This window comes from Vibrio sp. Vb0598 (assembly GCF_033338935.1).
Lineage (GTDB): Bacteria > Pseudomonadota > Gammaproteobacteria > Enterobacterales > Vibrionaceae > Vibrio > Vibrio alginolyticus.
Window position 1 is genome coordinate 75,688 of the sequence record NZ_JAWOTP010000006.1, and the last position, 13,536, is coordinate 89,223.

At 44.7% G+C, this 13,536-nt stretch carries 11 protein-coding genes; 2 read left to right on the forward strand and 9 right to left on the reverse strand.

Annotated features, from left to right (window positions below; all coding sequences use genetic code 11):
• Positions 1–317 precede the first annotated feature (317 nt).
• Positions 318–1,898: a BCCT family transporter gene (locus R7Q38_RS08470; protein WP_005377659.1), complete on the forward strand. Its 1,581-nt coding sequence runs from the start codon at positions 318–320 to the stop codon at positions 1,896–1,898.
• A 126-nt stretch (positions 1,899–2,024) separates the two neighbouring features.
• Complete coding sequence (locus R7Q38_RS08475; RefSeq protein WP_005377656.1) at positions 2,025–2,414, forward strand: ATP-binding protein; 390 nt, start codon at positions 2,025–2,027, stop codon at positions 2,412–2,414.
• Positions 2,415–2,433: 19 nt separating this feature from the next.
• On the opposite strand, the gene R7Q38_RS08480 is transcribed toward R7Q38_RS08475, so the two are convergent.
• The 9 genes from R7Q38_RS08480 to R7Q38_RS08520 form a co-directional block, all read right to left on the reverse strand.
• Positions 2,434–3,072, reverse strand: a complete 639-nt coding sequence (locus tag R7Q38_RS08480; RefSeq protein ID WP_005377654.1) for a sugar transferase — start codon at positions 3,070–3,072, stop codon at positions 2,434–2,436.
• Between the two features lie 10 nt (positions 3,073–3,082).
• On the reverse strand, positions 3,083–4,273 hold the full coding sequence (locus tag R7Q38_RS08485; protein WP_239938415.1) for a glycosyltransferase family 2 protein: 1,191 nt from the start codon (positions 4,271–4,273) through the stop codon (positions 3,083–3,085).
• Positions 4,266–5,384, reverse strand: coding sequence for a glycosyltransferase (locus R7Q38_RS08490; RefSeq protein WP_239938414.1), 1,119 nt, complete (start codon positions 5,382–5,384; stop codon positions 4,266–4,268). The genes R7Q38_RS08485 and R7Q38_RS08490 overlap by 8 nt, the downstream gene beginning before the upstream one ends.
• A 220-nt stretch (positions 5,385–5,604) precedes the next feature.
• Complete coding sequence (locus tag R7Q38_RS08495) at positions 5,605–7,038, reverse strand: GumC family protein (protein WP_005377649.1); 1,434 nt, start codon at positions 7,036–7,038, stop codon at positions 5,605–5,607.
• Entirely contained in the window at positions 7,035–8,159 is a 1,125-nt protein-coding gene (locus R7Q38_RS08500; RefSeq protein ID WP_239938413.1) for a glycosyltransferase, read from the reverse strand. Before R7Q38_RS08500 ends, R7Q38_RS08495 begins: the two co-directional genes overlap by 4 nt.
• Positions 8,160–8,274: 115 nt before the next feature.
• A complete protein-coding gene (locus R7Q38_RS08505; protein WP_175413444.1) occupies positions 8,275–9,639 on the reverse strand; it encodes an O-antigen ligase family protein in 1,365 nt (454 codons plus the stop codon).
• Positions 9,636–11,066, reverse strand: a complete 1,431-nt coding sequence (locus tag R7Q38_RS08510; RefSeq protein WP_239938411.1) for a lipopolysaccharide biosynthesis protein — start codon at positions 11,064–11,066, stop codon at positions 9,636–9,638. Before R7Q38_RS08510 ends, R7Q38_RS08505 begins: the two co-directional genes overlap by 4 nt.
• Complete coding sequence (locus tag R7Q38_RS08515; protein WP_206954077.1) at positions 11,059–12,231, reverse strand: glycosyltransferase; 1,173 nt, start codon at positions 12,229–12,231, stop codon at positions 11,059–11,061. Before R7Q38_RS08515 ends, R7Q38_RS08510 begins: the two co-directional genes overlap by 8 nt.
• A gap of 11 nt (positions 12,232–12,242) precedes the next feature.
• Positions 12,243–13,427, reverse strand: coding sequence for a glycosyltransferase (locus R7Q38_RS08520; RefSeq protein ID WP_239938410.1), 1,185 nt, complete (start codon positions 13,425–13,427; stop codon positions 12,243–12,245).
• Between the last annotated feature and the right edge of the window lie 109 nt (positions 13,428–13,536).

The following is a 13,536-nucleotide window of genomic DNA, read 5'->3' on the forward strand; positions in this document are numbered from 1 at the left end:
GTGAAACCAAATCAGCGCAGGTCTTCTCTATTTGCGCAGTGACTGGCTATGAACTTAAGTATTTCTTGTGTCTTTTCTAGTCTACAACCTACGACAAAATCAATCGTTAGACCTCGTAATTTTTGTGTTGATATTATTTCCTCTTCATTTGTCTCGAATTGAGCCTAAAATGCAATAAACCACGACTTTTTGCAAAAATATGTGATTGCTGCTAAAATTCGTCCCGCTTTAAAACTTTAGAGTTCAAATTAATGGAGGGCGGTATTGGAGTTCTTCTCACCTGAGGGGCGTTTCAAATTCACGTTAAATTTGTATTTATGGATAATGCATTTAAAAAATATAGTATTGATACAACCGATTATCAGGTTGGACAGGATAACGTTCAAAAGTGGGGATTCGATATACATAACCCGGTTTTTGGCATTAGTGCGGGGCTCGTTGTTTTCTGTCTGATTTCACTTCTTCTTGTTGAGCCAACCACTGCTCGAGACGTATTAAACGGTCTAAAAAACGGAATTATCGAACAGTTTGATGCGTTTTTTATGTGGTCGACAAACTTCTTCTTATTGTTCGCCGTTGCTCTTCTTTTTTCTCCGCTAGGTAAAATCCGCTTAGGTGGCAAAGAAGCAACGCCGGATCACTCAACCGTTTCTTGGTTGTCGATGCTTTTCGCCGCGGGTATGGGTATTGGTCTTCTGTTCTGGAGTGTGGCTGAGCCGACCGCGTATTTCACTGATTGGTGGGGAATGCCACTGAACGCAGTACCATACACCGAAGAAGCAAAATCCCTCGCGATGGGTGCCACTATGTTCCACTGGGGTGTGCATGGTTGGAGTATTTACGCACTCGTTGCACTAGCATTAGCGTTTTTTGCATTTAACAAAGGTTTACCACTTTCATTGCGCGCGGCGTTCTATCCAATTTTTGGTGACCGTGCATGGGGCTGGTTAGGTCACGTTATTGATATCCTTGCCGTTTTGTCGACGCTATTTGGTCTTGCAACGTCGCTAGGTCTGGGTGCTCAGCAGGCGACCAGTGGTATTAACCATGTCTTTGGTCTAGAAGGCGGCATTGGTACACAAATGATTGTGATCACCTTCGTTACCTTTATCGCGGTGCTATCAGTGATTCGTGGTATTGATGGTGGTGTTAAGCTACTGAGTAACGTCAATATGGTGGTTGCGTTTGCGCTGCTTATTTTCATTACCTTCATCACGTTTGATACGGCGTGGAGCTCGCTACGCGACACAACAATGGCTTACATTGAAAATATTATTCCATTGAGTAACCCTCACGGTCGTGAAGATGAAACTTGGATGCACGGCTGGACGGTATTCTACTGGGCTTGGTGGGTATCTTGGTCACCGTTTGTTGGTATGTTTATCGCGCGTGTGTCTAAAGGTCGTACGGTTCGAGAATTCTTATTCGCAGTCATCGTTATTCCTACAGTTGTTACTTTGATTTGGATGTCTGTGTTTGGTGGTATCGCGCTTGACCAAGTGGTGAATAAAGTTGGTGAGCTAGGTGCAAATGGCCTAACTGATATTTCATTGACTCTGTTCCATGTTTACGATGCGCTTCCGTACAGCTCAGTGATTTCAATGCTTTCTATCGTGCTGATTCTGGTATTCTTTATTACATCGTCAGACTCTGGCTCGCTGGTTATCGATAGTATTACCGCCGGTGGTAAGATTGATGCACCAGTACCGCAACGCATTTTCTGGGCGTGTATTGAAGGTGCAATTGCAGCCGTAATGCTTTGGGTTGGTGGTAAAGAAGCCCTGCAAGCATTGCAATCAGGCGTTGTTGCAACAGGATTACCGTTTACTTTTGTTCTGCTGTTGATGTGTGTCAGTTTGGTGAAAGGGTTAAGAACTGAACTGCCAGCTTACAAATAAATACAACGCGATCCATGATTGAGTTTAAATGCCGAGCCTAATGTGCTCGGCATTTTTTATTTCTACTTTTCTTTTCCAATAATTTCGTTACAGTTTAGGCTTATTTCCACCTCATTAAACTGCATTATGTCACTGGCTAAACTCATTCTTATTCGTGGACTTCCGGGTTCAGGTAAAACAACCTTAGCAAAACAACTGGCAATAGAGCTTGGTGCTAAGCATTTTGAAGCTGACATGTATTTTGAAAATGATGAAGGTGATTATCACTTTGAACCGGTTCAATTACCTCAAGCGCATGAGTGGTGTTTTCAGCAAACTAGAAAGTGGTTGAACAAAGGGAGAGTCGTGATTGTGAGCAATACGTTTGTTCGACATTGGGAGATGAAGCGTTACATGGACTACTGCATGAAGAAGCGCATCGAGGTGGAAATTAAAGTGTGTCACGGAGCGTATCAAAGCATTCATGACGTGCCACCAGCGACGATAGAAAAGATGCGCCGCCAGTGGCAAGAGTGACCGTTACCAGAACCGGAAGTTATTGACCTCGTCCGTCAATCATCACAACGAATGTTTTGCTCATGATTGAAAGGTCCATTGAAATCCAAGAGTAAAACGAACCTAAGCTTAGTGCGTAACTGTGGTCAAACCCAACTTTGCGTCTTACATCTTCAATGCATGCATCATAGCCTTGGTTAACCTGAGCTAAGCCTGTGATACCCGGTAACACGCCATATGTGCGCTCTACAAAATAGGGGATTTCATCTTCTAATTTCTGGTAGAAAGCTGGGCGTTCTGGGCGCGGCCCAATCATCGACATTTCACCTCTCAACACATTAAACAGTTGAGGTAGTTCATCTAAACGCGTTTTGCGTAAAAAGCGTCCTACTGGCGTGATGCGGGGATCATTTTCAGTTGCCCATACTGCGCCAGAGCGTTGCTCTGCATCAATATACATGGTGCGAAACTTCATGATTTGAAAAAGATCCATTTTTTCTGGTGTGCAGCGTCCTACTCGCAATTGGCGATAAATCACAGGGCCTTTCGATGTGGTTTTGATCGCTAGCGCGATAAATGGGAATAGTGGTGCAGTGACGACCAAAATAAGCATTGCAACCAGTACATCAAACGTTCTTTTCGCGTGGCATACATTTGAATCGTAGCGTGAGTTTTTCATGATGCTTTCCTTATTGGTTGACGCGTTTCCAACGTCCATTTTCCATTCCGAGTAAATATTTCATACCGCCGATAAAGTTGGCGAGATGACCAATGACGATGTAACTAATCAGCTTAAAAGGTTTAATTGTGTTAAGTGCTGGCATCAAGTAAGTGATAAGCGCGATGCTATAAATACCAACTTGTGCGAACAGCATTACTTGAAACAGCGGATTGTGTGCCAGTAGTAGTGAGCAAATAAAGCAAACAATCATCAAATAGGGTGTTGCTAAGCGCAGGACCTTTCCCGATAGAAATGCAAAGGCAGTGCCACGATAGCGAGGTAGTAGTAATTTCTTTAATTGCATGAGCTGCTGCATGTTACCTGCTGAAATTCTTAGGCGTCGTTTGAAATCTGCGTCGTCTGAGCTCTGCTCGAGTTCAAGAGCCAGCATGTTTGGCTCGTAAATAGCGCTATAGCCTCGCAAAACGATTCTCATAGGGAGAATAAAGTCGTCATTAATGGTGCTAACTTCCAGTGGTTCAAATAAGTGAGTTCTGAAAGTGTAAAACGCACCGTGGGAACCAATCGTTGAACCTAACAAGGATTCTTGGTGCTTTACTCGAGACTGGTATTGCCAATACGCCGCTTCACCTTGGTTATCAGTACTCATTATTTGATATGTTGCGTTAACCACTCCAACGTTCTCATTTTGATAATGCTGACTAGCTAGCAACAAAGAATCGCAAGAAATCAATGCCGACGTGTCACTCAGTGCGGTAATGTCCGAGCTAACATGACGCATTTCTTCGTTGAGTAGGGCAACTTTACCGCGATTGACTTGGTGATCATTAATAATGAACAGAGTATCAGAGCAGATTGCTTCTTGAATTGTCGCTTGAGCAATCTCGGCTGTGTTATCTGTGCAGCCATCACATGCGATCACTACTCTTAATTTATCCCTCGGGTAGTCTAGGCTCGCAAGGTTACGGATCTTCTCTGCTATCCATTGTGCTTCATTGTAGGCGGGCACGATGACAGTAATAGAGGGTAGCTGGCTGTCTGTTTTGGAGGCTTTGTAAGCTCGCTCTACAAATGGTGCTTTGGTTTCGGCTTGCTGTTTTAAAGGAAGCCATTTAAGGAGCAGTGGGTACCCAACGTGATGATAGACAATCAAAAACGCGGATAAACCAAACCCTATAATCCAAAGTAAATCATTCATAGCTAGCCTCCTTGGCCAAACGTGAGTAGCGACTCACCATGTCTCTGATATCAAAGTGTTTGAGAATAAAAGTTCGAGGAGAACGGTGTGATGATTCCAGTTGTTGTGATAACGCTTCGGCCAACGAAAACACGCGATTTGCTTCAACCAGTGTGCTGTTGTTCGGACAGAGCGTCTCTTTCACGCCGCCAACATCCGTCGCGACGCAAGGAATGTCACATGCTTGAGCCTCGAGGGTTGAGAGAGGAAATCCCTCTTGAAGTGATGGTAAGCAAAACAAGTCTAGGCTTTGGTAAAAGCTGGGCATATCGTCGACCAAGCCTAAAAAGGTTACTCGATCTTCAAGTTTTAACGTTCTAACTTGTGCTTCCAATTGAGCTCGCTGAGAACCATCTCCAGCAATGGCTAGATGTGTGTTTGGCGTAAGATGAGAGAATGCTTCGATAAGCACTTTATGGCCTTTAACTGCTTCTAGACGCCCGGCAACGCCAATCACGATTTTGTCGGTTGGAAGTTCAAACAAGTGTCTTGTTGCCGTTTGGTCACCGCTTTTAAACTTCTGACAGTCAATCCCGTTATGGATAGTACAAACTTTGCGATACTTTAACTTAGTCTGTATTTGATGGGCGACAAAGTTAGCATCGGCAACTACTTGCGGGCGGATCATCGTTAGCAAAAGGGACTGTAGTCGAGCTGATTTTTTGTTATTAAGGTGCCATGCGTCGTGCTCGGTATGAATCACTACAGGTACGTGCGCTAAACGTGCAGCAATACCACCATACAGAAGTGGGCCGATATGATGGGTGTGGACCACGTCAGGCTTAAGTCCTTTGAGCATGGAAGTCAGCGTACTGATGGTTTTTCCGCTGAATCCAGGTTTCTTATTAAGAAAGTGCAGTTGGCCTTGGTAGGGCAATAGTTTTTGCCAGCCTTGTAGTGCATGTTCTTTGCTTCCTTCTAAGCTCACGACAAAAACGGAATGGTTTGGCTGCGCAAAACGAAGCATTTCTAGTACGAGCGTTTCTAAACCACCAGGAGCTAAGTGTTGCACGACGTGTAATATCACTTTTTTGCTGTGCTCAGTGTTATTGTGCTTTTGTCTGACTTCCATTTTCAAACCCTCGTTGAGTTCTTTGTTTATTTAGGAAATGCAGACTGCGTGCCAAAAATTAATCATTTAAAAACAATAGGTTAATATTGATGTTTGTGAGACTTTATGTTTATTCTCAATTTGAGATTCATATTAGTGGACATGCTATGAGGCTGTATAAGGCAGTAGTAAAAGAAAAGCACTCGCCGACCGAGTGCTTGTAAATGAGTTCTTATGGCGGTTAGTTTCCGTACACTACGTTAGGTAAAGTGGTGATGACAGGAACACCAAGGTGTTTTTCTAATGCTCTTTTAGAGCGGATAGAGTTATCGGCTAACTCTAGTATCGTCGCTAATCCAATGCCTAAACCAGCGCCACCAATAAATCCTAAAATGACAAATACAAAACTAGGTAAGTTAGTTGGAATCGTTGGCGTGAACGGTTCATCAATGATTTTTACGCGCTTATTCTCTTCAAATTCTCCCAAAGAACCCGTTAGTTGGGCCATCTCATAGCGTTCGACGAGTTCATCATACATTTCTCTCTTCACTGCGACGTCACGAGCTAAGCGGTTGATTTCTGTTGCTGTGCTCCCAAATTGGTGCGCATTTCGCTCTAATTCTTGGATCATGTCTCGCAAGCTGTTGGTTTCTTCCGTAAGTGCTTCAAAACGTCCGCGCATCATTTGTAATTGATGTAGTTGGGAGACAAGTAGAGGCTGTGCTTCGCCAAGACTGTTTACTGTGGTATTGCTCGCGATATCCCATAGTTGAGCACTGTTTAGTTCTGGTTGCTTAGAGTTCAAGAGTACCGAGCGTTCCTGCTCCAACCGGTTTAATTCTCGCAACTTACCTTGCACTAAACTATGCGCCTCTGTGTATTTAGCGCGAAGCAGGGTAAGTTCACTACGAATGTCGATGATTTGCTCTTCCAGTTTACCGATAACCGGGTTCGTTTTGGATAGTTGTTGATCCAAACTGCCTAGACTTCGTGAAACACCAGCAAGCTCCGCCTCCTTTTCGGCTAGCGTTTGTTTGAGGCTAGCAAGGCGAGTAAGGCTTTGAGCTTGCATTTCGGGCGTCGCGTCTGAGTAAGTATTTTTATATTCTGCAAAGGCTTGCTCTGCCTTGTCTAGTTCTTCCCTGCGTTTGTTGATGTGGATAGTCAAAAAATGGCTCGAATCTTTAATCGAAGAACGCTCAGGAGCCAAAAGCTGTTCGACAAAATGCTCTCTGACAGACAGCAGCATCGACTCCATTCCTTCTGATTTACCACTTTGCAATTGAATTTGAATGAAGTCTTTACCGAGTGGCTGAACAGACAGGCGCGACGCGAGATCTTTTATGATGAACTCTTGCTCTTTTGCACTCATCTCGTCATTGATCAGCGATTGTTCTTTTGCGACAGAATACAAAACGTGTCGGCTTTTTAGCAGAGTACTGAGTGCGCTCAATCGGTCTTTAAGCATTGTTGAGACGGCAAGGTCTTGAAGGAACGGGTTCATTTTCGCTGTCTCTTGAATAAGCATGCTGGTATGAGCAACATAAGTCGTCGGAACCAGTTTACTTACGATGAAACCCAGCACAGGCAATACAAGCATAGGAATAACGATCATGTAGCGACGTCTCCAAGCTCCATGTAACAGTACGCTGAGGTTTTCTCTTAAATCGTTCATAGCGCCCTCACTAATTTATCAACTTGGTTGGCTCTTGCTTCCCAGCTTTGCTGTTGAACATATTGCTTTGAGTTTGCCGGGGGGGGGATCAGGTGATCGAGACTGGCACGCACGTCTTCGACATCTTGAACCACATGAAGCATATGTTTGTAGGGCATTAATGCAGGAAATGGTGTGCTGATAACAGGGGTTCCTGTTGCCAAATACTCAAGAAGTTTAAGCGGATTACATGCCTTGATTTGAGCGTTATCAACAAAGGGCAACCAACTGGCATCCCAGTGTTGGGAGTAACGTGGCAGAGTGTGATGCGCTCTCGGGCCCAGGTAGTATACGTTGCATCTTTGTGGAAGTGGATTATCACTGAACTCGTTAGGGCCGATGAACACGAGATCCCAGTCAGGCGCTTGGTCTGCGACTTGGGCAATTAAGTCGTAATCTAACCATTCAGACAAACTACCATAAAAGCCCAGCACTTTGCGGCCGTTGTCAGGTAAGTCTTTGGCCTTCGGTGCTGGCTCAGAAAACAGACTAACGTTGACACCATGAGGCAAAGTGACGGTTTTATGTGATGGAAACTTGGTGGAGAGTGTTTCGCTTGCCGTAAAGATAACGTTGGCCGCATTAACAAGAGTACGTTCGTGCTTTGTTACCGTGTAGTGGTCAACACCAGCTAAAGCGCTAAAGTCATCGCCACAATAGTAAATCAGTCCACGTGGGTTCATTTCTGCACAAACATCGGCAGCAGTCGGGAGCGACGTCCAAAATACAGGCTTATCAAAACCAAGAGCTTGTAATTGTTTGTTGAGTTGGTGTTTCATCATCTTAGCGGCCACTTTTCTTGCTAATGCAGAATTAGGGGCAGGAATGGTGAGCAAGTTGATGATGTGAATGTTTGGGTTTGTTTCAGAGTCCAATGTTGGCTTGTGTGAGCCTACGTTATTAAATACACGAGTGAGTTTGTTTAACGCACGCTGTATGTCTTTAGAATCCAGCTTAGGTTGACGAAGGCCAATGGAGTTCACCCAAAGGATTCGATGGTTCGCTGCTAGTCGCTTGACAATATGCTGAGTGGAAGAGGGTAACCCACCAAAATCTTCTCCAAATACTACGATGTCCGTCATGTGGCTCTCCTTGAGTCTTGGTTATTTGATTACTAATTAAGTGAGTAATCACAATGCGTGCCAAGGAATTAGCCATTTTAAAACAGTGAGTTATGGGTTTTGTTTATGTTTGAAACTAGGATTTCTCATTTTGACAGTCACTTTGAACAATTCGGCTAACGACAACTGTTAACGCCGCTAGAATGTAAATTGGCCAAGTGAAACCTTGAGTCAGAAACGTGCCTGATACGATGGTACCGATAAGCCCACTTAACACGGCGTTTGCTCCTACAGAGAGGGTGTAATCTGATTTTGGTGTCAGCAATGAGATGGAATGCAAAGAGGTGCGGATCAATGACACAATTAAAGTAATGAACACCGCGAGCCCGACAAAACCCGTTTCTGCTAACACGCCAAACCAAGTACTATGGACGGCGTGGTTGATACCATCCCAGTGTGGGCTATAGAAATAGTAATTAAAGTAGAAGTTATCTAGACCTACGCCAGTCAACGGGTGATGCAGCGCCATTTTAAATGCCGCTTCCCACGCATAAAGTCGCCCCATCGCAGAGGCATCTATACCATCCTCAGCGGCTCCCCCCGATTCTCGTCCTGAAATACCAGCGAATGCGTAGAGTACGATCGCTGCGATAGCGCCTAATACCAAGACTAATGTTTTGCTTTTGATGTGTTTAAAAGCAAAGTAGGCAAATACAGACAGTGAACCTAGTAACCCCCCGCGGCTCTGCGTCTCGATGATCGCAAAGAACAAAACCAAACAGGTGATAAGGGCAAAGAGTCTGAGATGCTTGGGGGAATGTTTCTCCATCAATTGACTAACGGTAAAGGCAAGGGGAAACATCAGCACTAGTGCCAAATCGTTAGGATCACCAAGTACGGAACCTATGGATCGTCCTATTGACACGCGCGTTCCTTCGACTAAATCAATGCCATTCGCTGCGTTTTGTAATGCCACTAAGCCAATCAATAATCCGGCGAAAATAATTGCTTTTGACATCTGTGCGAGCTGTGAAGGTTTAGTAATAAGCCAGGTGATGGCCAACGTCATAATGATGATTTTCCAATAGGTATTTTTGAACACCGTTATTGCGATATCACGACTAGAAGCGAATATGATTCCGATGATCACCAGACCCCAAAATATACACAGCCACTTTAATGAAGGGTGCCAAAAAGCTGTAATCTGGCGGCTTATAAGAAGGTGAAAAGCGAGTGCGGCGAGTGCCCCCAGTGATAACAGTAATGGGATCTTGAAGTTATAGATAACAGGAAAGGCTTCGTGAATACGAAAGAATGAAAAAATAACGAACAGTGTGACAAGCCAAAACGTTTGATTGAGAACAAACAGTAACGCGAGTGGTGCGAAACACAACGCGACAATCAAAATGGGATGAGGCATAACAATCCAAAGCAGGCCGATACCGACAGTGATCGTCAGTGCTGCGATGGACTGTTTTGTTCTCACCTTGGTTTCATTCATAACGAGTATCTCTTCACCTGTCCACGCCTTTTCACTATGTATCGAGTGAGAGCATTTAGCGTCTCTTTACTCATGTAGCGAGTGGCTATCCCTGCCAGCAAACTGCATGTCAAAATGCAAATTGCGATGGCGATGCCTATTGATTGTGAAGAGTGAAGCAGGAACAGTGCCACACCGGATATAATCTGTAATAAAACCATCAGACTTAGGTGGAAAGGCAACGCCATACATTGTTGGCCTACTACATAAGTCAGGCCCAGCTTACACAGTTGTGCGTAATAAAGCGCAATGAACACCCCATAAATACCCAGAGAAGATAAGCCAAACAGCAAAGCAATCGCAACGCACGCAGAGACGACATTTATACCCAGTAGCCAGCGAGTACGACGCTTGTACAAAATGGAGATGTTAATCAACTCACTCCATTCTTTTAACATGGCGATAGGTAGCAAGAATAAGCTGAATAGTACCGCCTCATGATAGGTTTCTGGCAGTAAGTAGGCGATCATCACCATTGCTAATGTGCCAACCACTACACTCAAACCTGTAATGTAAATCATACCTAAGTGTGTGATGCGCACTGCTTCAGTGTTCTTGCGCCCTTCTAAGTAGTTAAATCGACGTGGCATCCACCACATGCCAAATGGCTGCACTAAAATACACATGCCCACTGCAAATTTTACCGCTATCGCGTAAATCCCTAACGTCGCAAGAGAAGTGTTGGCACCAATGAACCAGCGTTCAGCGCCATTGAGACAAAATGCTACTAAACCGGCCATCATCATTGGTAGGCAGTAGTTTAGGTATTGTTTTGCCAATGTCAGCTTAGGAAGGGTGACATTGTAACGGTTAACGATGTGCAGCCAAACAAATTGAGTAATAGCAGCCAACAAGCCCCCCCACAAAACAGAAATAACATGGGGATGAACAGACAGCGCCGCGACGATAAAAATGACCTGAAAAATGGTGGTAGTGACCATGACGTTAAGCAGTGTTCTTGCTTTGTCGTCTTGTGTTCTTAACCAGGCAGTGCCGATTGCAATACTGCCTTCTAGAACGATGGCAAACATAACAATAGCAAATTCGACTCGCGTAAAAGGCGCGGGAATGGGGGCGATTAAAATGATAGTGAGCAAGCTAAGACCGACGACGCCAGCGATGAGTAAAGCAAGTGAGTACAGCTGGTTTAGTAGGCTTGTGCGCGTATTTTGATCCTTTTCAACGCCGACGAATCGATAAAGCGCTTCATGCAAAGCGAAACTGACAAACAAGGTCGTAACAACACCAAAGGTTGTTAGAAGCTCAAGCTTGCCCATTTGTTCTGGTGAGAGAAAGTGGGGCAATACAGGCAGCATGATTAGGCTGATGCTTTTATTGATCACTAAGGCGATAGCAAATAGCGTCATGTTGGTCATTGCTTTAGACATGATCATATCCTTTGATGTCTTGCGGTGTCTTGAGTGTGCAATCATTGTTGGTAGCAATTTCGCTAGCGAGGTGCTGGGCGATTGGTAAATAACAACGTTCGGCTGTGTATAGTTGAGAAACATTGAGTGCTTCGATACCCATCGTTACTTTCATCCACGGCGATTCATTCAAAAGGCGAATTGCGTTGTGTAACGAAGCCACATTGTTAGGCGTGTATTTAATACAATTTCGGCCGTGAGTTAACACGCGGTCCCAATAACTATCATCATGTGGAATGACGACACACATACCTGCAGCGAGCGCTTCCAAAATAGATAACCCAAAAGGTTCGTTGAGACTGGTGGAAACAAACACACCACACTGTGAACGCAATTCATCTAAGTTGTTTGGGCACTCATGCCATTCAACACCTTGTGTGTTGAAGTCCGGTGTTGAATATTCCACACCTGCCACGTTAGGTTTGATGTAACACACGGTGGATTTGATCTTTTTCGACTCATCAAGTGTTAAAGCATCAAGCAAAAGATCGATGTTCTTCCATTTTAGTAAGCTAGCTGCCCAGAAAACGCGGCTTGAAATCGGATTCGCTTGTTTTGGCCAGCGATCTTTCGATAATCCATTAACAAACGTAGATGTATTCAAACCACACCAATAACGTTCGGTGGCTGGCTTCTCTGTTTTGAGGTAGGCCTGTAATGCTTCTACCATTGATTCGCGGGTGTTTGCCAAGTAGTAAATTGCCGATGCTTTTACTAAGCAGTAGCCAGCAGATCTCGATCGTCCAATAGGACCATGAACCATCTGTACCACAGGCTTTTTGCTAATTAATCGTAGTAAGTACAAAGGCATATCATTACTTGGGCAAGATAGGCCCAAAAAGCTATCTATTTTTGGCAGCTTCATGCACGCGTAGAGAAGTTGGAGAAAGTAGTAAGCGTTCATCAACCAGTAGGTCAGGCCATGAGTCGAGTTAAATGGTGATGGTTTTATTTTTATAACTTGCACACGCGGTGTATCACTAAGCAGTGACGCCCAATGCTCTGGATTTGTAGTGAGTAGATAACCAATCACGTTCAGCTTATCGCACTGCTTAAGGAGCTCTGCATTCGCGATTTTGGATCCACCTTGCATTGGGATGGCGTCGAACATCAATACACGTTTCATGACCGGGCTCCTCAATTGATGCTCAACCAGCGTGAAAGAGGCTTCATGCAGTGAGTCATTGGCATTGGTGTAATGGCGTTGTTATTAAGTTCACCTTCGTAAATACGTTCAATAGCGTTGATAGATGCAGTCGTCGTTAAGTGCTGGCTAGCATGTAGGTAAGCGCTTTCCGCCAGCTTGTTTCTTAATGCCGCGTCTTGCATGACTTGTTGAATCGCGTTTAACAGGCTCGCCATTCCACTGTTCTGGTACAGCAATGCAGAGTGATTATGCTCGAACAACTCAGGAATGCCTCCCGTTTTAGGAGCCACGATAGGCAGTTGAGCTAAAGCCGCTTCCCCGAGCACGAGACCAAAGGCCTCTTCATAGGCGCCGCTAATAAAAGCGTCTGCATTACCACACATCCACGCTCCGGCATTGTGTTGCTCCCCGACAAAGTGCACTCGTTCTTGGATACCAAGATCCGCGGCAAGCTGTTGCAATGCTTCTCTTTCTTCGCCGTCACCAACAATAACAAGGTGAGGGTTGTGGTGGTGGTAGTTGTGCATGCGCATTGCGCGAATAAGGCGGTCGAACCCTTTGCGCTTAATCAGCGAACCCACCGACAGAAAGGTAAAGGCCTGTGATGGGATTCCGAGGCGATCTTTAATGTCGATGGGGGTATCCACGCCTTGAAGTGACACGCCGTTGTGTACGACATGAAGTTGGTTTTGCGGGTAGCCGTCCTGAAGAATTTCGCGTCCAACATCTTTGCTAACGCAAATCAATTTTGGAGAGAGGTGAAGTCCGAGAGAGAAGCGATCGCGCAATGTATAATGGCAATGAAGTTGCGTGACAAGTGGTATATGATTCATGCGAGCAGCCAAACACATCCATTGACAAGGGCCGCCGCTATTGACGTGTACCAAGTCGATGCTGTGCTTTTCGATCAAATCTGAGCCTTGTTTGATAAGGCTATTCCACCCGCTAATATCCCAGCGTGGAGCGCTCCAACCACCAACCAAATTGAAGGCTGAATGTTCCGCTTCAATTCCGAGCGATTGGCACTTATCGATTAATGGTTGGCAGTTTGACCATACGAATGGCTCAAACTTATTGCGGTCGATTCCTGAAATGAGATCCAGAAGCACCACTTCACTGCCGCGAATCCAATTATCACCATAATGAACATATAGAATGCGTTTTGGCGTAGTCATAAGTCACCTCTGTCTCATCATTAATCTGCGTTAACTGCTGAGCTGCAATAGAGATGCCAAAATATGCCATTAGTTTATGTGATTGAATCTTATATGATATTTATGTTTG

Bases quoted from the DNA above. Each gene is read 5' to 3' on its own strand.
- R7Q38_RS08470 (WP_005377659.1), top strand. From the start codon at position 318: ATGGATAATGCATTTAAAAAATATAGTATTGATACAACCGATTATCAG.
- R7Q38_RS08475 (WP_005377656.1), top strand. From the start codon at position 2,025: ATGTCACTGGCTAAACTCATTCTTATTCGTGGACTTCCGGGTTCAGGT.
- R7Q38_RS08480 (WP_005377654.1), bottom strand. From the start codon at position 3,072: ATGAAAAACTCACGCTACGATTCAAATGTATGCCACGCGAAAAGAACG.
- R7Q38_RS08485 (WP_239938415.1), bottom strand. From the start codon at position 4,273: ATGAATGATTTACTTTGGATTATAGGGTTTGGTTTATCCGCGTTTTTG.
- R7Q38_RS08490 (WP_239938414.1), bottom strand. From the start codon at position 5,384: ATGGAAGTCAGACAAAAGCACAATAACACTGAGCACAGCAAAAAAGTG.
- R7Q38_RS08495 (WP_005377649.1), bottom strand. From the start codon at position 7,038: ATGAACGATTTAAGAGAAAACCTCAGCGTACTGTTACATGGAGCTTGG.
- R7Q38_RS08500 (WP_239938413.1), bottom strand. From the start codon at position 8,159: ATGACGGACATCGTAGTATTTGGAGAAGATTTTGGTGGGTTACCCTCT.
- R7Q38_RS08505 (WP_175413444.1), bottom strand. From the start codon at position 9,639: ATGAATGAAACCAAGGTGAGAACAAAACAGTCCATCGCAGCACTGACG.
- R7Q38_RS08510 (WP_239938411.1), bottom strand. From the start codon at position 11,066: ATGTCTAAAGCAATGACCAACATGACGCTATTTGCTATCGCCTTAGTG.
- R7Q38_RS08515 (WP_206954077.1), bottom strand. From the start codon at position 12,231: ATGAAACGTGTATTGATGTTCGACGCCATCCCAATGCAAGGTGGATCC.
- R7Q38_RS08520 (WP_239938410.1), bottom strand. From the start codon at position 13,427: ATGACTACGCCAAAACGCATTCTATATGTTCATTATGGTGATAATTGG.